21 protein-coding genes and 1 pseudogene are annotated in these 22,992 nt (G+C 44.3%); 12 read left to right on the plus strand and 10 right to left on the minus strand.

Annotated elements, in window-relative coordinates; all coding sequences use genetic code 11:
- Positions 1 to 143: 143 nt before the first annotated feature.
- Positions 144 to 473, minus strand: coding sequence for a hypothetical protein (locus tag L5M51_RS04775; protein WP_263145479.1), 330 nt, complete (start codon positions 471 to 473; stop codon positions 144 to 146).
- Positions 474 to 708: 235 nt separating this feature from the next.
- Here L5M51_RS04775 and L5M51_RS04780 point away from each other — a divergent pair, with 235 nt between their 5' ends.
- The gene (locus tag L5M51_RS04780) at positions 709 to 2,367 is read left to right on the plus strand and encodes a mechanosensitive ion channel family protein (protein ID WP_263145476.1); all 1,659 of its coding nucleotides are present in this window, start codon (positions 709 to 711) and stop codon (positions 2,365 to 2,367) included.
- An 84-nt stretch (positions 2,368 to 2,451) separates the two neighbouring features.
- Here L5M51_RS04780 and L5M51_RS04785 read toward each other — a convergent pair whose 3' ends face one another.
- A complete protein-coding gene (locus L5M51_RS04785; RefSeq protein WP_263145474.1) occupies positions 2,452 to 4,164 on the minus strand; it encodes a formate--tetrahydrofolate ligase in 1,713 nt (570 codons plus the stop codon).
- Positions 4,165 to 4,508: 344 nt separating this feature from the next.
- A complete protein-coding gene (locus L5M51_RS04790; RefSeq protein ID WP_081729006.1) occupies positions 4,509 to 5,339 on the minus strand; it encodes a MaoC/PaaZ C-terminal domain-containing protein in 831 nt (276 codons plus the stop codon).
- A 727-nt stretch (positions 5,340 to 6,066) separates the two neighbouring features.
- On the opposite strand from L5M51_RS04790, the gene L5M51_RS04795 reads away from it, so the two are divergent.
- Complete coding sequence (locus L5M51_RS04795; RefSeq protein ID WP_219234758.1) at positions 6,067 to 6,840, plus strand: methyltransferase domain-containing protein; 774 nt, start codon at positions 6,067 to 6,069, stop codon at positions 6,838 to 6,840.
- Between the two features lie 33 nt (positions 6,841 to 6,873).
- Here the strand turns inward: L5M51_RS04795 and L5M51_RS04800 are convergent, their stop codons facing one another.
- Positions 6,874 to 7,776, minus strand: coding sequence for a TraB/GumN family protein (locus L5M51_RS04800; protein ID WP_263171808.1), 903 nt, complete (start codon positions 7,774 to 7,776; stop codon positions 6,874 to 6,876).
- Between the two features lie 48 nt (positions 7,777 to 7,824).
- Here L5M51_RS04800 and L5M51_RS04805 point away from each other — a divergent pair, with 48 nt between their 5' ends.
- Entirely contained in the window at positions 7,825 to 8,133 is a 309-nt protein-coding gene (locus L5M51_RS04805) for a prephenate dehydrogenase (RefSeq protein ID WP_263171810.1), read from the plus strand.
- Positions 8,134 to 8,298: 165 nt separating this feature from the next.
- Positions 8,299 to 10,056, plus strand: a complete 1,758-nt coding sequence (locus L5M51_RS04810) for a GGDEF domain-containing protein (protein ID WP_263171812.1) — start codon at positions 8,299 to 8,301, stop codon at positions 10,054 to 10,056.
- A 43-nt stretch (positions 10,057 to 10,099) separates the two neighbouring features.
- Here L5M51_RS04810 and L5M51_RS04815 read toward each other — a convergent pair whose 3' ends face one another.
- The gene (locus tag L5M51_RS04815) at positions 10,100 to 10,624 is read right to left on the minus strand and encodes a DUF3016 domain-containing protein (protein ID WP_113939176.1); all 525 of its coding nucleotides are present in this window, start codon (positions 10,622 to 10,624) and stop codon (positions 10,100 to 10,102) included.
- Positions 10,625 to 10,902: 278 nt separating this feature from the next.
- On the opposite strand from L5M51_RS04815, the gene L5M51_RS04820 reads away from it, so the two are divergent.
- The gene (locus L5M51_RS04820; protein ID WP_105250308.1) at positions 10,903 to 11,211 is read left to right on the plus strand and encodes a hypothetical protein; all 309 of its coding nucleotides are present in this window, start codon (positions 10,903 to 10,905) and stop codon (positions 11,209 to 11,211) included.
- Positions 11,212 to 11,346: 135 nt separating this feature from the next.
- Positions 11,347 to 11,661: a hypothetical protein gene (locus tag L5M51_RS04825; protein ID WP_198571976.1), complete on the plus strand. Its 315-nt coding sequence runs from the start codon at positions 11,347 to 11,349 to the stop codon at positions 11,659 to 11,661.
- 13 nt (positions 11,662 to 11,674) lie between these two features.
- Here L5M51_RS04825 and L5M51_RS04830 read toward each other — a convergent pair whose 3' ends face one another.
- Entirely contained in the window at positions 11,675 to 12,184 is a 510-nt protein-coding gene (locus L5M51_RS04830; protein ID WP_263171815.1) for a DUF4240 domain-containing protein, read from the minus strand.
- 130 nt (positions 12,185 to 12,314) lie between these two features.
- On the opposite strand from L5M51_RS04830, the gene L5M51_RS04835 reads away from it, so the two are divergent.
- The 4 genes from L5M51_RS04835 to L5M51_RS04850 all read left to right on the plus strand — a co-directional run bounded on the left by L5M51_RS04835 (position 12,315) and on the right by L5M51_RS04850 (position 14,991).
- The gene (locus tag L5M51_RS04835) at positions 12,315 to 12,695 is read left to right on the plus strand and encodes a hypothetical protein (protein ID WP_263171816.1); all 381 of its coding nucleotides are present in this window, start codon (positions 12,315 to 12,317) and stop codon (positions 12,693 to 12,695) included.
- Positions 12,696 to 12,777: 82 nt separating this feature from the next.
- Positions 12,778 to 13,575, plus strand: a complete 798-nt coding sequence (locus tag L5M51_RS04840) for a response regulator (protein ID WP_105250312.1) — start codon at positions 12,778 to 12,780, stop codon at positions 13,573 to 13,575.
- A gap of 159 nt (positions 13,576 to 13,734) precedes the next feature.
- A complete protein-coding gene (locus tag L5M51_RS04845) occupies positions 13,735 to 14,007 on the plus strand; it encodes an HU family DNA-binding protein (protein ID WP_006079990.1) in 273 nt (90 codons plus the stop codon).
- Between the two features lie 291 nt (positions 14,008 to 14,298).
- Positions 14,299 to 14,991: a TorF family putative porin gene (locus tag L5M51_RS04850; protein WP_263171819.1), complete on the plus strand. Its 693-nt coding sequence runs from the start codon at positions 14,299 to 14,301 to the stop codon at positions 14,989 to 14,991.
- 58 nt (positions 14,992 to 15,049) lie between these two features.
- Here L5M51_RS04850 and rimK read toward each other — a convergent pair whose 3' ends face one another.
- The 4 genes and pseudogenes from rimK to L5M51_RS04870 form a co-directional block, all read right to left on the minus strand.
- Positions 15,050 to 15,955 carry a 30S ribosomal protein S6--L-glutamate ligase gene (rimK, locus tag L5M51_RS04855; protein WP_113939182.1) on the minus strand — a complete coding sequence of 302 codons (906 nt, stop codon included), beginning with the start codon at positions 15,953 to 15,955 and terminating at the stop codon, positions 15,050 to 15,052.
- Positions 15,956 to 16,134: 179 nt separating this feature from the next.
- Positions 16,135 to 17,851 (minus strand): annotated as a pseudogene (locus L5M51_RS04860) (putative bifunctional diguanylate cyclase/phosphodiesterase).
- Positions 17,852 to 17,860: 9 nt separating this feature from the next.
- Positions 17,861 to 18,295: a response regulator gene (locus tag L5M51_RS04865; RefSeq protein WP_105250317.1), complete on the minus strand. Its 435-nt coding sequence runs from the start codon at positions 18,293 to 18,295 to the stop codon at positions 17,861 to 17,863.
- Positions 18,292 to 20,445: a CHASE domain-containing protein gene (locus L5M51_RS04870; RefSeq protein ID WP_173496253.1), complete on the minus strand. Its 2,154-nt coding sequence runs from the start codon at positions 20,443 to 20,445 to the stop codon at positions 18,292 to 18,294. Before L5M51_RS04870 ends, L5M51_RS04865 begins: the two co-directional genes overlap by 4 nt.
- 324 nt (positions 20,446 to 20,769) lie before the next feature.
- Between L5M51_RS04870 and L5M51_RS04875 the strand changes: the two genes are divergently transcribed.
- Both L5M51_RS04875 and L5M51_RS04880 read left to right on the plus strand, forming a co-directional pair.
- Positions 20,770 to 20,946: a PA3496 family putative envelope integrity protein gene (locus tag L5M51_RS04875; RefSeq protein WP_006079984.1), complete on the plus strand. Its 177-nt coding sequence runs from the start codon at positions 20,770 to 20,772 to the stop codon at positions 20,944 to 20,946.
- Positions 20,947 to 21,487: 541 nt separating this feature from the next.
- Positions 21,488 to 22,843 (plus strand): flavohemoglobin expression-modulating QEGLA motif protein, encoded by a 1,356-nt coding sequence (locus tag L5M51_RS04880; RefSeq protein ID WP_131523937.1) that lies wholly within the window; start codon positions 21,488 to 21,490, stop codon positions 22,841 to 22,843.
- Positions 22,844 to 22,992: the final 149 nt, after the last annotated feature.

Below are 22,992 nucleotides of genomic sequence, written 5' to 3' on the forward strand. Positions count from 1 at the left end.
AAGACTCATTAAGCGCGCCTGCAGTTCGCCCCTTAAATCCTCTTAGTTGCATTTTGAGCGCCTGCTAAAGGCGCTCAAATGATGTTCATCTCTGGAAAATTGTACCGCTGATTTTCCTATCCATGACGAATCCACTTATTAGCCTAACGATACTTCTGTCTTTGATCGCTATCATCGACTTGCTCGGGCGCTTCAATGGTGATGACTTGATCCATAAAATGGCTCACAAACAACAACATCAACGAAAAAATCATTACAGGGATCGCAAAATACCGCACAGAGGCATCAAAGTAACTGTATCCCGCCGTAAACACACTCAAATAAAATCCTAATAACTTGAGTTTAGCCAATGTTGGACTGCGGCCTAACCAAGCCGCACAATGGGGACAACGCACTTGAGCGTCGAAACCTTTGCCTCTTTGCTTGCTAATGTCACTGACCTTGATGTATTGATTACAATGGGAACACAACATGAAAACACGATTCCTAAATAACGATGCGCAAGTTTACCAGATACCGACTAGAGTTCGGCCTGTAAATACCCAAAATGTCGGAAAAAGCAGATAAAGCACCGCACTCAAGGTTAAGCTCAAATCAACCCCACCCTAAAAAAGTTTAATTCCAAGGGCTATTTCACTCGCAGATATTTTACAGTAGATCCGGCAACATCTATCATACTCAGACATATTTCTACTTAAGATCACTCCTATGCACCGCTACCTCGCTCTCGTGTTTGCCCTGCTAATACCACTACTCAGCCTTTCATCCCAAGCGCAAACTGAACCTGTCGCTGCAACCGAAAGCCCATCCAGCACTCCTGTAACGCTCAAGGCTGAACTGGCAATGCTGCAACAGGCTATCGATACGGATATACGTAAACTAAAAAATGCCAAAGGCGAATTGAAGACAATTGTTGAATATCGAATTCAAAACAAAACCTTACAGTTACGTAATAAGATTAAAGATCTGCTCGAAGCAACGCCAATCGACAAAGCTTTTCTGCAACCATTAATCCAAGGACAACTTAACTACATCCAACAAATTGATGCTTATATCGATGACAACATTAGTAAATTAGAACAGCAATTAGGTTCGAGCACAGATGATGCGACTCTACTGGAAATATCAAAGCGCGAATTAGAAAAAGACACCTATTACAAGCAACAACTCGAGACGCTCACTTGGCTCGAACAAGTTGGCCAAGATATTAGCGAAGCACAAAAATCACTGATGCAAATTTTAGTAGCTCGTGCCGATACGCTAGAAAGTTTAGTGACTTATACCCAGCAGCAACTACAAGCAGCAATCGATACCGCAACCAATGCAGGTAAAGATGTCACTTCGGCGCAAACCAGCCACGTAATGATGTTAAAGGAACGCTTAGCACAAAATAGTCAGAGCTTAAATATCGACATCAGCCTACTCGACGCTTTAGGCCATGATACCGCCGCGCTGAAAAAGACACTCTTTAGTGTTTCAGGTGATATCACTCAAGATGTGTTGAACTTTGATGTGGCATCAAGTCTCGTTGAGCAGTGGCTAAATACGGCACAAGAACAAGCGATTAATCACGGCCCTACCGTCGTGTTTAAGTTATTTGTTTTCTGTTTGATCTTGTTTATTGCGGGTCTCGCCGGCAAGTTAGCCAAACAGATAGTGAAAAATACCGTTAGCAATTCTAAGTTGAATTTAAGTAAGTTATTACAAGACTTCTTCACCTCGCTATCAGGTAAAGCCGTCTTTACTATCGGGCTGTTAATTGCCCTTTCACAGCTTGGGATCGAACTTGGTCCCTTGCTCGCAGGCTTTGGTATCGCGGGTGTTATTATTGGTTTTGCCCTGCAAGATACCCTGTCGAATTTCGCCTCAGGCATGATGATCTTAATTTACCGTCCCTATGATGTGGGCGATTTGATCAACGCCGCTGGCGTCACCGGACGCGTCAGTCACATGAGTCTGGTCTCCACTACGATTAAAACCATGGATAACCAACGTCTTATTATTCCTAATAATAAGATTTGGGGTGACACAATTAACAACATCACAGCTGAGCATCAACGTCGAGTCGATATGACCTTTGGGATCAGTTATAGCGATAGCATCGAACAGGCTGAAGCGATTCTCAAGTCCATCGTCGAAGCGCATCCTAAGGTACAACCATTGCCAGAACCGACGATTAAACTACATCTATTGAGCGAATCTTCGGTCGACTTTATCGTTCGCCCTTGGGCAAAACCGGAAGATTACTGGGAAGTATATTGGGACATTACCCGCGAAGTGAAAATGCGCTTTGACGCCGAAGGGATCAGTATTCCCTTCCCACAGCGTGATGTGCATATCTATCAAACCACGAAATCACCGCTTTAAACCAGCGTTAAACGAGAGAAGAAGGGCGTTGCAATGAGCTCGCCCTTATTTTTATCTCTGGCCTATAAATCTCTGCATCAAGTGTTAGCCTAAGCCGACTATCTCACCTTGCGCATCAATATCAATTTTTAAGTAACCCGGTTTCAGCCCTAGTCCTGGCATAGTCATCACATTCCCCACCAAGGCGGTGATAAACCCCGCACCAGCATGCAAGACTAAACCACGCACTGGGATCTCAAAGTCCTGAGGAACGCCCTTTAAGCTAGGATCGTGACTAATTGATAACGGCGTTTTGGCCATACACAGGGGCAAATGTCCATAACCTAATACGGTCAGCTGCTGCGCCTGTTGTTTGGCCTCGATAGAAAGGCTAACGCCCGCTGCGCCATACCCCACCTCGGCTAAGGTGGATAACTTAGCCTCCAATGAGGCTTCATCTGAATATAACAGCTTGAACTGACTCTCGGTTTCAGCGGCGCGAACCACAGTCTGCGCTAAGGCGACAGCGCCAGCCTCCCCTTGGCTAAAAGCATCGCTGACCTCACAGCCAAAGGCGCTGCTCGCGTTGACGGCTTCAGTTAGCCATTGCAACTCGGCATCAGTGTCAGTGGCGAAACGGTTAATGGCAACCACCACAGGAATACCATAGCGAGCCACATTATTGATATGCCAGTTTAAATTTGCAAAGCCTGCTTCGAGTCGAGCCTGATCTGGTAGATTGATATCTGACTCAGACACCAAACCACTATTGGCCTTCAGCGCTTTTAAGGTGGTGACCAGCACAGCGGCGGCCGGCACCTGACCCGATTGACGCACCTTGATATTACAGAACTTTTCAAAGCCCATATCTGAGCCAAAACCAGCTTCAGTCACCACAAAATCCGCCAGTCTGAGGGCGATATCATCAGCAATAATGGATGAATTACCGTGGGCAATATTGGCAAAGGGTCCCGCATGGATAAGGCAAGGTGAACCATTTAAAGTCTGCATTAACGTCGGCTTTATCGCATCCGCCATGATGGCCGTCATCGCGCCAGCGACACCTAAGTCTTCGGCAGTGATCACTTGCCCTTGGGTATTTAAGGCCAGCACTAAACGACCGATCCGCGCCCGCATATCCGCCAAATTATGACTTAAGGCTAAAATCGCCATTAACTCTGAGGCGGCGGTGATATCAAAACTGGAGGCGTACTCTGGGCCATTATTATCGCCTAAGCCCACCTGGATTTGCCTAAGACAGCGATCGTTGTGATCGACCACTCGGTGCCAACGGATCTCACTGGGATCGATATCCAAAAACGCTTGCCCAGATTGCGCCTCAAATTCCGCCTTACCTAAGCGCGCTTCATGAAATAGCCGCGCCGCAATCGCCGCAGCCCCTAAATTGTGGGCACTGCTCACGGCATGAATATCACCCGTGAGATGCAAATTCATCTCCTGCATGGGCACCACTTGCGCATAACCGCCACCCGCAGCGCCACCTTTTACCCCAAATACAGGCCCCATGCTGGGCTGGCGAATACAGGCACAGGCCTTTTTGCCTATGGCATTTAACGATTGCGTTAAGCCAATGCTAGTCACTGTTTTACCTTCACCGTGAGGCGTAGGCGTGACTGCGGTGACGATAATCAATTTGCCTTTGCACTGCCCAGCCAAACGCTGCAACACACTGAGCTCGACCTTGGCTTTAGTGTGACCAAATTGCATCATCTCTTCGGGTAATAGACCTAAGTCGGCGCCCAGTTCATTAATGTCTTTTAGGCTAGCGCGATTCGAAATATCCATATCTGTCAGCATGCGTCGGTTTCTCCCTTTCAGATACACTCTGGTTTAGTATGAGAGTTCAACTAACAACACTCATTGAATAGGGCGGATATTAGGTGATTGGCTTTAAGATATATAGCCGTCGAAAGGGTTAATGAGCGATTCCTTAATCTGCATCAAATAATCTGCCCTGCGTTCGAGCGGCTCAAGAGCGCCGTCGCCGCCAATGAGATCGAGCTCAGTCATTAGCAATGGTTCAGTATCTGGTAGGCATCTATGGGTCACAGCGTACCTTGATTTTTGTTTCTCAAAAGCAACAACCATAAACAACAACGGCGCCAGAAGGCGCCGTGGTTGTATGTATTATTGAGTGCGGCTTAAAACTGCACATCGCCACTTAAATGAGGTCGACGGCCTTTGCTGTCACGTAATTCAAATACCATATTATTAGCATTCTGCTCATAGCCAAATCCAACATCGGCAGGCATCAAGAGTGGCAGCTTAAAGGTCACATCCACAGTGAATGGACGATCGCCAATACTTGGCATCAACTCTGCTAAACAACGGGCCTTAGACCACATGCCATGGGCGAGCACTCGATCAAAGCCAAAACGCTTTGAAAGCACGGGATGCAGATGGATCAAGTTATAGTCGCCAGATGCCTTAGCATAACGACGACCTAAATCTTCACTCAAACTCCAGCTTTGTGGTGTTTCCCATGCCATATCAATGGCTTTAGGTGGGCGAACGCGACGTCCAGCAACATCGATACGATATAAATAGGTGGATAGCGATTCCCAGACGAGTTCTTCACCCACAAACGCCTTAGACACAAATTCAAACTCTAAGCCAGAATCCGTCTCGCGGCTCGTGGTCAAAGCGCACTCGAGGGAGAAAGTCTCGTCCACCGTCACAGGCCGATACACTTGAATACGATTCTTAAGGTGGATCATCCCAAGCAGTGGGAAAGTGATCCCATCGTGGGTAAAGATCACCGCATGCAGGCGAAATGCCATCACGTAGAGATAGGTTGGCGGTAGAACTTTACCGTCAAATTGAAAACCACACACCTGCGCATATTGGCTTACTTTAGCTTCAGACACAGTCACATGCGGCGCGGTCACCTTGATTTGGGGCAACGGCTGTTGATCCCAACCAGGCTTACGGCCAAAGAAGATCTTGCGATAAAGAGAAAACAGCGACGGCATCGCGTTCAATTCAACACAATATGCATTATTCAAGTCTGAGTACCTTCTAATTAACTATCCCTTGGCACAAAAATACATTGTCATAAATTACCCCGCACAGACGAGTAACGTCTGATCAATCAAGCTGATAACGAGTGTAAAACAGGCAGTACTGCGTCTTAATAAGGGCTGATGCTGACTCTCCGAATGGACAACTATACCCAAACAACCTGAAAATGCAGGATTCAGCGGGAATTTAACGCACTTTAGGCAAGGCCCTTTATTGCTCCTGCATAAATGGCATTCACGCCATCCATGGCGATTGCGGTTATTTGCGGACCTAGTGGACTAAGTTCAAAATAACCAACACAGCATAAAGTGCGTTAAAACCCGCCGGGACGGAGCGCCTAGGGCACTTCACTTCCGTGTTGCATCAATTCAAAAGGTGGCCGACATTCTGTCATTGATGCGCCTTGAATTGAAGCACCCTAGGCGCTCTGAAACTCGTATCTTCAGGTCGCTTGGGTATATAGAGTCAGGTTTGGCGAAAACGGCGTGATTATAACCCAGAGCACTGAGTTCTGTGTATCCCTAAGTTTAGTAGGAATAATTACTACTAATAAAATCAATACATTAAAAATTAACGATGCAAATTTATCCATCTCAACTCGGCAATAACATCTCCAGAGTGCGAAAAATTTACGACTGTGCCACACTATCGTTCCACTCTCTTTAACCTAGTTATCACGTGCAAGATAAGAATTTTGATAAGCTCGCGCAAAAATTTGCGAAAAACATCTATGGTACGCCCAAGGGCGAAATTCGTGCCGCAGTGCTATGGCGCGACCTCGTCCCCGCGCTGGCAAAACTGGGGGATAAAAAACTCAGAGTATTAGATGCGGGCGGTGGTTTTGGTTACTTTAGCCAAAGATTAGCGCGCCTCGGCCACGAAGTTGTACTCTGCGATATCTCTGCTGAGATGCTGGCTCAAGCCAAAGAACAAATTGATGCCTCCCCTGAACCATTAGCTATCCAGCTTATCCATGCGCCTATCCAAGCATTATCGGTCGATAACCATGGTTATTTCGATATCATACTGTGTCATGCGGTCGTTGAATGGTTAACGGATGCTAAGCCAACTGTAGCGGGTTTACTTACTATGCTAAAACCCGGCGGATTATTCTCTTTGATGTTTTACAACAAAGAAGCCATGCGCTTTCATGCTTTAGTGTCGGGCAATTTCGATTACGTCGCCGCTGATTTAAAAGTGAAGAAGAAAGTGCGACTAACTCCCACTCATCCTCTTTATATTCAAGAAGTTAAAGATTGGTTTAGCGAGTGGCGAATGTCGCTCATCAGCCAGTCTGGCGTGCGTGTAATCCACGACTATTTGAAAAAGAGTCAGCCCGCGGATTTCGACTATCACAAGCTGCTACAAATGGAGCTGGAGTACTCGCAACGCGAACCCTATATTTCCCTCGGCCGATATGTGCACTTTTTAGGGCAAAGCTTTGCAGTGTGAACGCGCGTCGTTACAAACGCGCTGCCTAAACGATTACTGACAAGTCTGTTTCCAGCAGGCGCTCACTTTGGCGCCTGCTTGCTCTAGCAATTGCACCACGCTTTTATCCCCCACCACATGGCCAGCACCAACCACCACAAACAAAGGTGAAGTCACGTCAGTCGAGCCCATTAATTTTATAATGCCATCGGCCATCACATGGTTTCGCTGCCAGAGGATTTTCTCTAGCATTTTAGTGTCGCCCTCGCCGCCCATTTGCTCCTGCATTATGGTATCAAGCTCAGTTTCATTACCTGAACGCCAAGCCGTTATTAACGATAAAAGCTCCGCATCCGATGCGCTAATCGCCTCACGCACCATAGACCACTGCTCTTGACTATTAAAAGACGCTAACAATTGAAATTGTGACTCGGCGGTTTCCAACGGATACACAGGCAAAGCCGCATATCGAGCCATCAACTGCATATCAACGCCATAATCCGTGCTGTAACCTAAGTCGTTATAACGCAATAAGTTAACTTGAGTAGCCTGCAGCCAAGGTGCAAAAGATTGTATCGACTGACAAACATTTGCCGTGGCCGCGCAATAGGGCGTCATGCTCTCGACCGTTTGCTTATCTCGGCTCTGCCAATCTAAACCCTTAGTTTTATCGGCGCGGCCGTATTGTTGCAGTAAGGCTGTGCTATCGACTTTATTGATATCGACTTCTACAACTAAGCCCTTAGCTTTACCCAACGCGGTTTCAATTTGGGTGGGTAAAGGATAAAAGTCGGCACGTCCAATATGAATCGAACCCAGCAAATACGCGCTCTTGCCTTGCCATTGCACTTGATAAAATGGTGGTTTATCGGTTTCTGCACCCACCACTTTTGCGCTCAAACCCGCTAACGCCATAAAACAGATTGATGCAATTAGTCGCCATTGGCTTGTTGCCATATCCTTTGCCCCTTATAATTCCTGCAAATTTTGCAATGAGACGCTGTTATGCCACATACCAAGGTTGTAGAGCAACTGAAAGAAAATCTTCAAATCGCCTATCGCCAAGCCATAGACGCCGACGCTAAGTTAGATGAGCTAAAGAAAGCTGGCCATGGAAACTTCACCAGCATATTCACGGCAGAACAAGGTTTTATCGCTTCGAGTAATCGCTTTCTGCCCTATGTGCAAGAGTTGGTCGATGACTTAACTCGCATGGAAGAACATCAAACGCTCGATCCTAAAGAACTCGAAACCTATGTGCGTCAGTTAGGCGCATTACTGCAAACATTGCAGGCCTTTAAGAAGCAAAGCTAAACCGAGATTAGGAGCTGAAACTCACCTTAGATTTCAGCTCTTTCCATGGTATATCTATTCAAGCCCACCAACACAGATAGATAGCACTAAGCTTCCCAAAAACTGTCATCATTTTGTCATTTCTAAGTCATAGACTCCGCTCACATAGACGAAGGGGCTGACGTAATGACAAGTTTAGATCTGGCTAAAGAGCTCGATAAAATAATCTCTAAAGCTGCAATCAATCCCTTATTTCAGCCAATTTTCAATATATTAGAACATAAAATTCATGGTTTTGAGGCGTTAAGCCGTGGCCCTGAACACAGCCCGTTATACTCCCCAGTCCCGCTATTTCAGACCGCCGAACATCAAGGTAAATTAAGCGAGCTAGAAACCCTTTGTCGCCGTATTTCACTCGAGCAATTTAAGTTGCGCCAGTTTCAAGGCAAGCTGTTTATCAATATCTCGCCCAAGGCATTATTAGATCCCGCCCACCCCAAGGGCATGACCTTACAACTGTTGCAACAACTCGGCATAGCGCCATCACAGGTTGTGATTGAACTGTCAGAACAATACCCCGCCGATGATATCGATTTACTCAAATCCTGCTTAAATCACTATCGTAGCCAAGGTTTTTTAACGGCCATCGATGACTTAGGTGCTGGTTATTCGGGTCTGAGACTCTGGTCAGAATTGTCACCTGACTATGTCAAAATCGACCGTCACTTTATCCATCAGATTGATTCGACTCCCGTCAAACAGGAATTTGTCCGCTCGATTGTGGAGTTATGCCAAAGTTTAACCTGCAAAGTGATAGCCGAAGGAATTGAAACGCAAGAGGAATTAGCCGTACTCAAACAACTGGGTATCGTCTATTGCCAAGGCTACTTACTCGGTCGCCCAGAAGTGCTCCCCTGCCGCGCGATGAAAGCGACCTTAGTGCCAAGCAATACTCAAATTCAACCTAGATACAGCGAATCGGCCGAGAGCCTGTGCACGAGCGCCATAACCGTAGTGCCCACGCTTAAACTCAAATTTTTAAGTGACACCTTTATCTCGCAACCTGCATTACAGGCGGTTGTAGTGGCCGATAACCAGTTGCCACTCGGTATTATCAGCCGCGCGACCTTACTTGAACTCTTCAGCACACCCTATGGTCGCGCCTTACATGAAAATCATGCTGTGAGTGAAGTGATGGATCCGCAAGTTATCCAGATTGAGGCCAACGAACCGTTATCCACCGTAAGTCAATTACTGACCTCAGAGAGTGCTAATACGGTAGCACAACAGTTCATTATCCTTCGCCGTGGTAAACTACTCGGCATAGGCCATACCAAGGATTTGCTACAAAGGATCACAGAGCACAGAATTAAGATGGCGCGCCATGCAAATCCTCTTACAGACTTGCCGGGTAATGTGCCCATTCAAGAGGAATTAAAACGCCTTAAGATCCAAAAGAAACATTTTTATCTAGCCTATTTTGATCTGTGTAACTTTAAGCCCTATAACGATATTTATGGATTTTGCCGTGGCGATGAAGTGATTTGTGAAGTGGCGAATCTGTTACTGAAGTATAAAAGCGACAATTGCTTTGTTGGCCATGTCGGCGGCGATGACTTTGTCATTATCAGCACCTGTGAGCATATGATCAGCCGTTGCCAGCGAATTCTAGCGGATTTTGAAACCCATAAGCATTTGTTTTATAGCGCAGATCATTGGCTGGCCCAGGAAATGCTCGCCGACGATAGAAAAGGTGAAGCCTGTTACCATCAATTGATCAGTCTGTGTGTAGGCATTTTACCACCCGCACTCACCTTTAACGCCCATGAACATAGTCTATCGACCTTAAGCGCTAGGGCAAAAAAACAGGCAAAATCCGCAAATAACGGATTTTACCTGTTAGAAAATCATCTAATTATCGACACTCAGGCCCTAACGGCATAGCTAAACAGCTTTAATACTCAGCATTAGCGACCGATATGGGTCATTAAAGTTGTGGTGCAATCGTCTTCTTTAACCACTCGGTTAACATTTTGGTTTCATACATAAAAGGTTTATCATTTAAAGATTGGATCCCACCCATAAACCCCATATCCGACAGTTTTTCATCGCCCGCGATAATCACTTTATCGTTTTCCATGACTTGATAAGAAAAAGTCATACGTGGCGGATAAATGTCTTTGATAATGCGTAAATCATTGGCGGTCGCACCAAATGTTGGACGCATATCACCCGCCAGATCAACATCGGTAATGGTCATTTCAAGCTTTTGATTTGGCTTTAAAATCTTTGCAGCTTCTTTATTGATGTTTTCAGTTAAGGTTTCAAATAAGCGCTTCTCATAACGGGATTGGAGCTCCCCTGATGATTTTATATCGCGATAATCTTTAGGACTTTGCCAAACAATTTTAACCACACCATCTTCGGTGACGGGATCCACAGGCGCTTCATCGGCCGCCCAAGCCGCACTGCAACTTAATACACCTGCGAGTAAAAGGGACTGAATTTTCATGTTTGCCTCCAAGGCCTAGATAACTTTCTGAGAACCACAGTACAAAATCTAACCTGAACTAGAGCTTAACGCAAAACTGATATAAGTACAGCAAATGTGTCGTAAGCTTTTGTATAATTAAGTAAATATTATTTAACTATCACAACCGATACGTATCTTTTTGTATCTGAATTGCACCAAGTAAGTGCATAGTTATCAATTTGTGAACATTTCACGCGCATAACGACAAAAAAAGCGTTATCCTTCCGCTATTGTTTACATTGCCCACTTAATAAAAAATGAAATTCCCTGTTGTACCTGTGTTCATTCTTATCCTGTTTACCTGCGTCGTAAGTGCGATTTGGTTTATCTCCCCGAGTGACAAAAATACTGGCCCTAAAACTTGGTCAGCCTTTATCTACAACCATGGCTATGATTCAGGAAAGTATAAAAAAACTGATAACTTTGACAGCTATAATACCTGCCGCGATTTTGCACGCGAACAATCTGCCTTCTACGACAATGTGCCTTGGGAATGTGGATCTATGTGCCAGTTCGATACTCGTAAGCAAGGATTTCAATGCGAAGAAATGAAGAATGAGCACTAACTAACCATTCAGCATAGGTTCAATATTTATACAATAAACTCAGCTCCTCACAGTAAAACTCGTTTTCTTTACCGTCTAAGGATGCACGATTTAGAACTAACGTGTTAAACGTAATTTTTAACTTGGAGCTTACCTATGAACCTAAAAACGGCTTATCTATTCAACCCATATTCACGAAAACTCGCTTTATTGGCACTGCTGACAATTGGAACGAGTATCAGCCTTTCAAGCCATGCCGCACCATTGACCATCAGCCAGCAACAGGCTGTGACTGTTCATTTGAGCAAATTGGCTCAGGCGCAAAATGCGGCTGAACATCAAATGACAGAGCAGCTTAAGCAAGATTTTAGTCAACAATTAACCGCGCAAGAACATGAGTTTATGAGCGACATCTGCCCTAAATACGGCATGACCTTCGATGTCACTACCAACGCTTGCTTACGCTCATAAGGTATTGCCAAGATTAAAATGGAAAACGGGCACTCAGCTCAGGGTATTGCAGCTTTAAATCCTTGGGCTTAGTGCTAAATTTTTTACCCACGGGCGTCGCCTTGCCCGATGGCATAAAGGGCAGTTCCTCACCGGTTCTATCTTCGTATAATTGCCCTGCGATAAGGTCGTATTCATCTACAAAAGGGTAAGCATAGGCATCTCGCTCTGGCCAAGCGACTAAACGTGCTAGGGTGTCAGGCTGATTAACCACACCTTCGAAAATTTCTTTACCGAGTGAAATCAAAAAACACCTAAACTCGGCAAAAGCATATTCAGAATCACAGCCCGTAATAATGTAAGCCGCCCCCCAAACAGACCACAAATAACTACGACGCATCTGCTGACCAAAGATTTTATCGAAAGCTTTTAACTCTTCATTACTCAATTCGGCAAGTTTCTGCTTCAGTGCTTGAGTCAAAGACTCCTGTGATTGCGTCGCTTCCGTACGCGTGACTAAACCCCAAAACTCAACTTCTGTCATAAACTTCACCTAATAGAATAAGCCTTTCGCAAAAGGCTTATTCTACACGATATTAAGGTTATGCTGGACTCGGATTAGGGCATTTCCTACACTTGCTCATCTTCTTCTCTACCTGTCTACATATCCATCTATGCCTAAACGTCTTATGCTACTGATCGCTTTATATTGCCTCTTCAGCATTGCCGCACTTTTACGGGCTGTGACAACGCAATCCTTTGATGTATTCACCCTAGGCGTCCTCCCCGTGCTCGTTGGCATACTCATACGCGCGCCGTGGTCTAGCTTAGTGTTGAAAATTTATATTGGCATGCAAACCTTAGGATTCTCGGCTCTGGGGATTACAGCAATTATTGCCTATCGCATTACCCCTGAGGATGTAAAAGTGGTTGTTTCTGGCCACAACATTCCTATGTTGCCACTCACAGTGAGCATTATTGTTATTTTACTCGTGCAGTATTGGATCGCATTTTCTAAGGTCACGAGACACTATTTGACCCGCCAAACTCAGTAATGGACTTTGTTGCTAAGCTGTTATCAATAGCGTAGCTTAGCGACCCAGTAAAATACTTACGACTCTTAACTTGAAGTAGACTATGAGCCATTTATCACCCAGCGAACTTTCTATTCTTTTGGTAGAACCTTCAGAGACACAACGTCGAATTATTATTCAGCGCTTACAACAAGAAGGCATTCTCAGCATTCAAACCGCAGAAAACATAGAAGCGGCTAAAGATATTATTGCTCGCCATAAACCTGACCTTATTGCGAGCGCCATGCATTTCGATGATGGCACTGCCATCGATCTCTTGGGCTACTTAAGGGCCAACGCTGACTGCAAAGATATCCAATTTATGCTGGTCTCGAGTGAGTGCCGCCGTGAGCAACTTGAAATATTCCGCCAATCGGGTGTAGTAGCGATTCTACCTAAACCCTTCAGTGCCGACCATTTAGGTACAGCATTGAATGCCACGATTGATTTACTCAGCCACGATGAACTCGACCTCAGTAATTTCGATGTACAAGATGTGCGTGTATTAGTGGTCGATGATAGCCGTATGGCAAGAAACGTCATTAAACGTACGATTGGTAACTTAGGGATGAAGCTGATTACCGAGGCCGAGGATGGCGCGCAAGCCATAGCGTTAATGAAACACAATATGTTCGACTTAGTGATCACTGATTACAATATGCCGAGTGTAGATGGGCTAGCTTTGACACAATTTATCCGCAATGAAAGCCAACAATCGCACATTCCCATCTTGATGGTGTCTTCCGAAGCCAACGATACCCACCTCAGCAATGTCTCCCAAGCGGGTGTAAATGCCTTATGTGACAAACCCTTTGAACCCAAACTTGTTAAAAAATTACTCTATCAACTGTTAGAAGAATAAAACCAGAATAAAACTTAAGTCACGAACTGAGTAAATATTCTGCGCTTTACTGAACATCCTGCTGCACGCTAGACGCAAAAGGCTTTCCAAGTGTTAAACCTTATGGCATGTTAGGCACGCTTATTTCAAATAAATCTACGGAAAGAAGAGACAATAAAAATGAACAAAACTGAACTAATCGCCAAAATTGCAGAAAATGCCGATCTAACGAAAGTAGAAGCAGCACGCGCATTGAAGTCTTTTGAAGCAGCTATTACCGAATCAATGAAAAATGGTGACAAAATCTCCATCGTAGGTTTCGGTTCTTTTGAAACAGCGACTCGTGCCGCTCGCACTGGCCGTAACCCACAAACGGGTAAAGAAATTCAAATTGCTGAAGCGACAGTGCCTAAGTTTAAAGCGGGTAAAACCCTACGTGACAGCGTAAACTAAGTTATAAAATTCAATACAACGCCTCCATTGTGAGGCGTTTTTTTTGCCCAATCCCAGTGAAGCACTGAATATTTTTTGCACAACAAAAGTGCGCCTCTGCCCCACAAACTGGCAAATAAAAACATTTCATTAACATTGCAAGTTCTAATACCTTGTTTTACATGGCATTGTAATAGTGGCATGTGATTAGCAAATCCTTCCTTAGAAAAAAACCAAGATGCACTAATGACCACAGCTGACTTTGAGTGTGCCAATGGTGAATCGATAAATAAGTCAATCGAGGGGATGAGCATGAAGAAATCACTGTACAGCGTTTTGGCCTTATCGACGGGAATGTTACTGGCAGGCAACGCCTTTGCAGCCGTATCAGGCAACATTGGCGGTACCTCTAATTATCTATGGCGCGGTGCGACCCAAACTAAAGATGCGGTCGCAATCCAAGGTGGCCTTGACTACAGCCACGATTCTGGATTTTATGCGGGAACTTGGGCATCGAATGTGGATTTTGGTGATGATACTAGCTACGAGCTTGATCTATATGCAGGTTATGGCGGCAGTATTACCGAAGACATCAGCTACGACTTTGGCTATCTCTACTACGCCTATCCAGACGCGCCGGGCAGTATTGATTTTGGTGAGCTCCATGCTGCTGTCACGTGGAAATGGCTCGAACTTGCTTACTCCCAAGTCATCAATGCCGGTGACGATCTGGCCGCCGATCCTTTAGATAATAAAGATCTCAGTTATCTTGCCGCGACGGTATCCGTTCCTCTCACTGAAAAGCTGAATTTATCAGTGCACTATGGTTACTCAAACGGTGATGTCGTCCAATCTTGGTTTGGCGAAGATAATTATGCCGACTATAACGTGACTCTCAGCGCAGATACCAGCATAGGCACAGTGTCATTTATGGTCTCAGATACCGATCTCACCGATGATGATGCCAAACTAGTACTCGGATATTCCTACAGTTTTGATCTATAAGCTCTAAACATAAAAAACGCCACCTTAAAAAGTGGCGTCGTTTTATCACCATCACCTACTAGGCAATAATTGACCGGTTTGTTTTACGGGCCGCAACCATTTTCTCAATATATTCAACAATAGGCTCAGTCACTGAAATCCCTGTTGTTTGCTCAATCCCTTCAATGCCTGGCGCCGAATTAACCTCAAGGATCAGTGGGCCACGGTTAGAACGTAAAATATCTACTCCCGCGACAACCAATCCCATCGCCTTCACAGCGGCAATAGCCATTTTACGCTCAACAGAGGTGATTTTTACCACCTCACCACAACCCCCTAAATGCAGATTAGAGCGGAAATCGCCCTCGGGACCTTGACGCTTCATCGAAGCAACAACCTTGTCACCGACAACAAAACAACGAATATCACTACCATTGGATTCTTTAATGTATTCCTGCACTAAGATATTCGCTTTGAGCCCCAAGAATGCTTCAATCACGCTCTCAGCAGCCGTTTTAGTTTCAGCGAGTACGACACCAATCCCTTGAGTGCCTTCGAGTAATTTAATGACTAACGGAGCGCCACCCACCATATTGATGAGATCTGGGATATCATTTGGCTTATTGGCAAAACCCGTCACTGGCATGCCAATCCCTTTGCGGGAAAGTAGTTGCAGTGCCCGCAATTTGTCCCGCGAACGCGCAATGGAGATTGAATCATTCGCGGCATATACGCCCATCATTTCAAACTGACGTACAACGGCACAACCATAAAAAGTCACGCTAGCATGAATACGCGGAATGATGGCATCAAACCCAACTAATTCAGTACCTTCATAATGAATGCTAGGTTTAATAGAATTAATATTCATATAGCAATTCAGCGTATTGATCACGACCGCTTCATGTCCACGACTTTGGCAAGCCGCGACTAAACGTTGTGTTGAATACAACTGGGGGAATTGGGATAAAATACCTATTTTCATTGCTGAGTGACCAACTTAAGCATGAGTGAATAAACCGTTCTGCGGCACCAAAAGCACAGCGACAGAAAAAGAGGCTGATATTTGTCTATTGCTCAGTGTAAAGCAAGAAAATATTCCTCACCAGACGAAATCATTATGCTAATGAAATACTTCAAGACCTATCACACTCGGAACTCGGTTTAAGTTAACAGCGGCAGAATATACTTAGCCTCAAACTCCGTTGCATCTAAGGGACGAGAAAACAAATAACCTTGTAATACAGTACAATGGCGAGAAGTGCAAAACTCAGCCTGCTCAATCGTTTCAACGCCCTCAGCTACTGATATGACATTAAACCCATGGGCGAAGTTAAGTAATGCAGCGAGCAAACGAGTGTCTTTATCATCCTTATCATAGGAAGCGACAAAGCTTTATATCGATTTTCAGCACGCTAATGGGAAACAATTTGATATGTTCTAAGGACGAAAAACCCGTCCCAAAATCATCAAGGGCAAAACGCACCCCTAACTCTGCGATTCTATCGAGCATTTTGGCATGTTCATGGGGATCTTCAATAAGGCAATTCTCAGTAATTTCAAGCTCTAATGCTACAGCAGGAAGTCCTGTCTTAGTCAGCGTATTCGCTATTTTATCAAACAGGTTCTCATTTCCAATTTGCGATGCAGACAGGTTAACGGCAATGGTAAATTCTCTCCCTGTTGGCTGTAATTGGGTTAACCAAACCTGTGCCTGAATACAGGCTTGTTCAAGCACCCAATCATCAATGTCCTCCATTAATCCAATTTCTTCGGCTATGGGTAAAAATTGATCTGGGGTGATAATGCCGTCTACAGGATGCTGCCATCGGATAAGGGCTTCCATCCCCACCAGCTGATGGGTTTTCGCATTCACTTGCGCTTGATAATGAACCTTAAATTCATTTCTTTTTAAGGCAGTACGCAAACTCGACTCGATATGATTACGGTAACGCACCTCTTTATCTAAAGCTTCTGAGTAAAACTGAATCTGGTTTCGGCCCATTTTTTTAGCGCGATACATAGCGATATCGGCACATTTCATCAGCTCAGAACTGTTCGAAGCCGCTTCATTATAAAAAGCCACGCCGATACTGGCACCAATAAGCACATCGTTATCACCGAGACAAAACACGTCCTCAAACACTTTTAACAATCGATTAGCCACAATCATAGGGAAATATTTATAATCATTATCAGTGACTAGCACGACAAATTCGTCCCCACCTAAACGGGCAATAATGTCGCCATCTCGTAGTACTTCACTTAATCGAGCGGCTACTTTAACTAAAAGAATATCCCCCGTCTGATGGCCTAGAGTGTCATTGATCGCTTTAAAATCATCTAAATCGAGTAAGATAACGGCTAAATAGTCGTGACAACGTTTGGCCCTTGCTATCGCTCGATTAAGACAAAGTTCAAAACCATAGCGATTAACCAGCTTAGTCAACGAATCGTGTTCAGCTAGCTCTTTTAGTTTTTGGTGACTATTGCGTAACGCCAACGCCATTGAAGATCTTTGTTTCGCATAACGAATTGCACGGGTTAGTATCCGCGAGTTAACCTCATCTTTAAGCAAGAAGTCCTGTGCCCCTAGTTCAATACAGCGTTGAGCCAGTTTCTCATCTTCATAGCGACTAAGCATAACGACTACGGTCTGGTCTTGCGTCATGGCATTGAGCTTGATCAACACTTCTAAGCCATTAGCATCGGGTAATAAATAATCCAATAGAATACCGTCAAAATGACGTTCTAATGCGAGATTTAAACCATCAAATGCACAATTTGCTTCGACCACATTAAAAGTCAACTTTGACTGTCTGAGTGCTCGGATGATCGCAGTTCTATCAACTTCATCATCATCGATCAGTAGTAAATCCATATACTCACCTTATGCGGATGGGAGCTCCACTATTCGCCAATAACCTTCAAGCATATTAAAAATATTGTTAAAACCGTCTTTCATATCAGTTTTAACCATGTAACCAGCCACATGATGGCTATAGGCTTTCATCCTATCTTCATCGGTACTCGACGTGGTGAGCATAAAAACGACAGACGAAGAAAGAGAAGGATCTGAACGTATTCGCTCAAGGAACTCAAACCCATTCATTCTTGGCATATTAAGATCGAGCAAAATAAGATACGGACCTTTGATCGTGTCTAAACTCGTTAGAATAGTTAATGCTTCGATCCCATCCCGAGCACGCACTAAGGGATTGAGTAACCTCAATTGTCTCATCGCCCGCTGCACGGCCATGTAATCCACGTCATCGTCATCAACCAATAAAATGGTGACCTGTTGATAGTGATTTGCTGCGCTCATAGAAGCTCCTTTTTCACTATTTGCTTAGGCCAACTAAAGCAAAAACAACAACCTCGGCCCTGCGATTTAAGCTGAATCTCTCCACCTAAACTTTCAACCGTTTTCCTCACAAGTGATAAGCCTAAACCACTGCCTTCAACTTCATCCCTTGGTTTAAGTGTTTGAAACATCTCGAAGACTTTTTCATGATATGAGCTTGATATCCCCGGACCATCATCTATCACACTGAATCGATACTGCTGATCAACCGCCTCACATGAAACCGTAATCACACCTGTACCTAAGTCATGATGTTTTATGGCGTTACTGATTAAATTTCGTATAACTAATTCCAACAATGGTCTTACGGTATAAAAATTTGGAAATTCACCTTTTAGGACTAATTCAAATCCCTGTGGCGGCGCGACGAGCGCAAACATGTCTTCAACCAGTTGCCGACTTTTCACTTCAGTAGTTTCGGTATCAACACGACCAATCCGAGAAAACATCAATAGTCCATCGAGTAATAACACCATTCGATGAATACGACTTTGGATAAGCCCTAGGTATTTCTGTACATTTTCATTGGTGTTATCGACTAAATCCTCTGATAACCAAGAGGTTAGCTGCTCGATACCACGTAAGGGGGATTTCAAATCATGGGAAGCAATATAGGCGAACCTGTCTAATTCTTGATTGATACGCTCAAGCTCAAGCATATGTTCTGCACGCTGAACTTCAATGCGTTTACGTTCAGAGACATTATTAATTGTCGCGAGAATAGAAATGCCATTACTAAAATGAATAGGCGTCAACCCCACTTCAATTGCGAGTCGACTGCCATCTTTACAACAGCCAAACAGGTCATCCCGCATCGACATATTTTTCGCAATAGGCTGCACTAAATAGTTACTCATGTGCTGCTGATGAGCATCCCTTAGGGTTTCGGGCAATAACATATTGATGGAACGACCGAGTAACTCGTCTCTGGTATAGCCGAACAAACGTTCAGCATGGGTATTCACTAAAGTAATAAATCCAGATTTATCCACCATAAATAGCGCACTTGGAGAGGCTTCAATTACTAATCTAAAGCGTTTTTCGTTAGCAATTAACTCTGAAGTCAGTAAAGACTCCTTATATCGATTACGCGCCATAATTAACACTGAGTAAAACAATGCCAAAATAAAACCACAACCGATAAATTGGAGCCACATACCTTGGGTCTGTTCCGCTCTCGAGATAAAACGCGATTGTGATGAAATGTCTAAACGCCACAACTGCCCTCCAACTAAGTCAGTCTGCGAGTGATAAAACACATCCTGCTCATTCGGGGCCACTTTGCTGCTGGTAAACATTAAACTGTCAGCGCTTGCCTGCGGACTTTCATAAATGGCAAGTTTCAAGCCTGAGAATCGCTCCCCCATAATCCCTTGCATGAGGTCATCCATCCTAAACGCTGCATACACAAGTCCAAACACGTGCTGTTTACGCTCAGCTTCTGTTGTTGTAGTGCCTTGATAAAGCGGTAAATACATTAAAAATCCCGCTTTAGCATCATCAGATGTATCTTGAACTAATACGACTTTGCCAGAAACTGTCGGCAGTCCAGTGGTAATAGCGCGAGTGATGGCTTTATATCGATTAGACTCGGAGCACATGTCATAACCCAAGGCTCTTTGATTACGCCAATCAAAGGGTTCTAAGTACACAATCACGCAATACTGATCACGCGTTCCTTCTGGGTAAACTTTATAGTCTTTAAAACCTTCAGCTTGAACTTGTTGGATGTGCGCACTTAATGCTTCAGGTTGAAGTAACTGAGCATAGCCAAAACCTTGAAAACCTGGGTAATACTCAGATAAATGAGCATTGATGACATAAGTTTGCCATTCCTGACGTGTCACATTACTCGACGATAACAATAAGCCAACGCCACCACGTAAGACTTGCTCATAGGCAAGCATTCTGCGATTCACAGCTTCTGTTAATTCTTGAACGCTATTTTCGAAACGCTCTTCACCTCTATCCCTAAGATATTGCTCAAGCACATACCAAGAGATCCCCATGAAAAGTAAGGCAGCCACTATCATCAGCCAGCTAGAGCTCAGCACGCTAAAGTAGATATTATTAGATGGGGGGAGTGATTTAGAAAACTGATCCTTGTCCATGTAAGCCAATTCCCTAGCAAACGATTAACAACAAACACAGGTACAAGTGTTGTTGTAATTATGACTAAATTCAAGTTTATCCTACTATTTAACTCGGAATTAACGCGAATATATCTATGACTATACCGTGCTCTTAATCACAAAATAAGCAAAAACTAAATTAATCAAATATTCAATTGCAGTCTAGTGCCTACGCCAAACAGCAGTAAGCTGAATCATCCGACTCACGGGAAGAATTTTTCACCCTAACTCACAAAATTATTTGCTTTTCTACCATACTCTTTTTAGTTAGAAAGTCGTTAGGAACAACAAGAGGAATTCGTTATGGCTCATATTACTGAAGTCGTGCCCAACGATACTGAACTTGAGGCAATGACCACACCAAGAAACAGCAAAGCCGCCGAGGCAATGCAGCATAGACGCGAAGTCAAAAAGCGTTTAGAAGACTACCTCGAGCGGGCGGAGTTAAAACGTGCATTAGGAGATGACGATTTTTTCTAGCCAATTCTATCTCGCTATCTCGTGGTCAAAATGATGGGATGATGATCTCAGTCGGTGATCATTTGTTTCGAACTCACTGAGTTTTGGCCCACTAAAATCGAATATCTCACCCAGTCAATAATGCTGGGTGTTACTCTGCTTTAGCTCACTAACCTCCAGATTTAATATCGCGTCATCACGGTCATTTTTACCACTCTTGTCAGCTTGAGTTTTGATTAACAAGCATTCAGCCTTAGCACACTCAAATAACTCATCGCTGTCATGTTTTGCTCCAATCAATCTATTTCTATATCAAGAACAAAGCAGCTTGAATGTCATATCAATAAAATATTATTAAACAGATGGTTACTTATTTATGTCCCATAGACATAGCGCTAGAATTGTAACAAGTACACCAAAATGATTCACAAAATCGATAACAGCTAATTTATTTAATCGGTATATTTCCTCCGCTAGCCTGCGAATCAATATGAATAAATGAGGTTTAAGGCTATGATTAGCCACATCTCTCTCGCTGAAATTACCTACAGGATATACGGGAATGTCTGAGTCGTTAGCCCAATATCAACAAGATCTACGCCGTTTTTCCGATGAATTAATTCGCATTCAAACGCCAATAAAAATCTTAGATGCCATTAAATGGCCGCGGGAAATGGAGGAACGTTTTCTCTCCAATAAGGGCACGGTACTTCCGGCTATCAAGCAAGAGTTCTATCAAAACATTGCTTTACCTTTTGATCCTGTTAAAACCCAAGCTGAGCTAGCCTCCCTAAAGCAGGACATCCATAGACGTTTGGGTAAACGAGACAAACTCGGCAAAATATTAGTGGCAAACGTCGATCAGTATCGCCTTGTCATCGATATGTTGGGGAACAGAGGCACGCCAACCTTTGGTAAGCTCAGCCAAGAATTGTACGGCAGTGCTAGCCATAAACTGCATGGCGATCGCCATACCTTGCGCCAGTTAGGTGATAAACTCAGCTACATTTTCTCGTTGCCCGCGGCGAGGCACATGAATAAACATCACCCTAAAATTATTAGCGCGCCAGAAGCGGTTAACGTGCTCAGCCAACGTTTAGAAAAATACTTCCATAGCGATGATATGCGTGTACGCCTTAGTGACGGTATCGTCTCTGACGCTGCAGTCGGTGGCGATACCGTTAAGCTCAATAGCAAAGCAATGTTCAGCGAATCGGATCTTAATGTATATGAAGTTCACGAAGGTTGGGTGCATGTCGGCACAACACTAAACGGCCGAGCTCAACCCCACGCCACTTGGCTCAGTGTCGGTTCTCCGCGCGTAGCAGCAACCCAAGAAGGTCTAGCCGTTTTACTGGAAATGCTGACGCTAAGCTCAAATCCAGGACGGGCTCGGCGAATTAGTGACCGTGTTGCCGCGGTCGATATGGCTGAAAATGGTGCTGACTTTATAGAGGTATTCAATTATTTCAGAGGATTGAATCTAAGTGCGACAGACAGTTACCGTGTCACCCAAAGGGTTTTCCGTGGGGGTATGGTGGAAGGCGGCAGTTTCTTCACTAAGGATATTTCCTATGTGCGTGGCTATGTGGAAAACATTAACTTTATCCGCAGCGCCATAACCTCAGGCCTTCCTGAACTCATCCCTATGCTATTCCTCGGTAAATTGGCGATCGAAGATATCCCCGTGTTATACCAAGCTTGCCAAGAGGGCATTCTGACTACGCCTAAATATCTACCGCCCATGTTTGATAACTTTAGTGGCCTTTATGCTTGGTTTGGTTTTGCATCAGGTTTAGCAGGAATCGATTTGAAAGGTGTACAGCGCCATTTCACACGCTTATTTAAAGACGTACCGAATGTCGTCCCCGCCTTTGAGTTACTCGATGATACTGAATTTGACAACAACTCGGACTAATACAGTAACCTGATTGATTTAAAATAAAAAAGCTCACAACTATGTGAGCTTTTTTATAAAACTAAACGCTAATCTTCGATAGAAAAACCTTCACCATTACATTCAAAATACAACTCATCGCGAGCTCGCTTTGCCACACGTGTAGAAGA

Source organism: Shewanella sp. SM73 (assembly GCF_025653795.1).
Taxonomy (GTDB): domain Bacteria; phylum Pseudomonadota; class Gammaproteobacteria; order Enterobacterales; family Shewanellaceae; genus Shewanella; species Shewanella oncorhynchi.

Bases quoted from the DNA above. Each gene is read 5' to 3' on its own strand.
- L5M51_RS04830 (WP_263171815.1), bottom strand. From the start codon at position 12,184: ATGACAGAAGTTGAGTTTTGGGGTTTAGTCACGCGTACGGAAGCGACG.
- rimK (WP_113939182.1), bottom strand. From the start codon at position 15,955: ATGAAAATAGGTATTTTATCCCAATTCCCCCAGTTGTATTCAACACAA.
- L5M51_RS04815 (WP_113939176.1), bottom strand. From the start codon at position 10,624: ATGAAAATTCAGTCCCTTTTACTCGCAGGTGTATTAAGTTGCAGTGCG.
- L5M51_RS04870 (WP_173496253.1), bottom strand. From the start codon at position 20,445: ATGGACAAGGATCAGTTTTCTAAATCACTCCCCCCATCTAATAATATC.
- L5M51_RS04790 (WP_081729006.1), bottom strand. From the start codon at position 5,339: ATGCCGTCGCTGTTTTCTCTTTATCGCAAGATCTTCTTTGGCCGTAAG.
- L5M51_RS04805 (WP_263171810.1), top strand. From the start codon at position 7,825: ATGCCACATACCAAGGTTGTAGAGCAACTGAAAGAAAATCTTCAAATC.
- L5M51_RS04865 (WP_105250317.1), bottom strand. From the start codon at position 18,295: ATGAGCGCAGCAAATCACTATCAACAGGTCACCATTTTATTGGTTGAT.
- L5M51_RS04845 (WP_006079990.1), top strand. From the start codon at position 13,735: ATGAACAAAACTGAACTAATCGCCAAAATTGCAGAAAATGCCGATCTA.
- L5M51_RS04850 (WP_263171819.1), top strand. From the start codon at position 14,299: ATGAAGAAATCACTGTACAGCGTTTTGGCCTTATCGACGGGAATGTTA.
- L5M51_RS04835 (WP_263171816.1), top strand. From the start codon at position 12,315: ATGCCTAAACGTCTTATGCTACTGATCGCTTTATATTGCCTCTTCAGC.
- L5M51_RS04840 (WP_105250312.1), top strand. From the start codon at position 12,778: ATGAGCCATTTATCACCCAGCGAACTTTCTATTCTTTTGGTAGAACCT.
- L5M51_RS04785 (WP_263145474.1), bottom strand. From the start codon at position 4,164: ATGCTGACAGATATGGATATTTCGAATCGCGCTAGCCTAAAAGACATT.
- L5M51_RS04820 (WP_105250308.1), top strand. From the start codon at position 10,903: ATGAAATTCCCTGTTGTACCTGTGTTCATTCTTATCCTGTTTACCTGC.
- L5M51_RS04880 (WP_131523937.1), top strand. From the start codon at position 21,488: ATGTCTGAGTCGTTAGCCCAATATCAACAAGATCTACGCCGTTTTTCC.
- L5M51_RS04810 (WP_263171812.1), top strand. From the start codon at position 8,299: ATGACAAGTTTAGATCTGGCTAAAGAGCTCGATAAAATAATCTCTAAA.
- L5M51_RS04775 (WP_263145479.1), bottom strand. From the start codon at position 473: ATGTTGTGTTCCCATTGTAATCAATACATCAAGGTCAGTGACATTAGC.
- L5M51_RS04875 (WP_006079984.1), top strand. From the start codon at position 20,770: ATGGCTCATATTACTGAAGTCGTGCCCAACGATACTGAACTTGAGGCA.
- L5M51_RS04780 (WP_263145476.1), top strand. From the start codon at position 709: ATGCACCGCTACCTCGCTCTCGTGTTTGCCCTGCTAATACCACTACTC.
- L5M51_RS04800 (WP_263171808.1), bottom strand. From the start codon at position 7,776: ATGGCAACAAGCCAATGGCGACTAATTGCATCAATCTGTTTTATGGCG.
- L5M51_RS04825 (WP_198571976.1), top strand. From the start codon at position 11,347: ATGAACCTAAAAACGGCTTATCTATTCAACCCATATTCACGAAAACTC.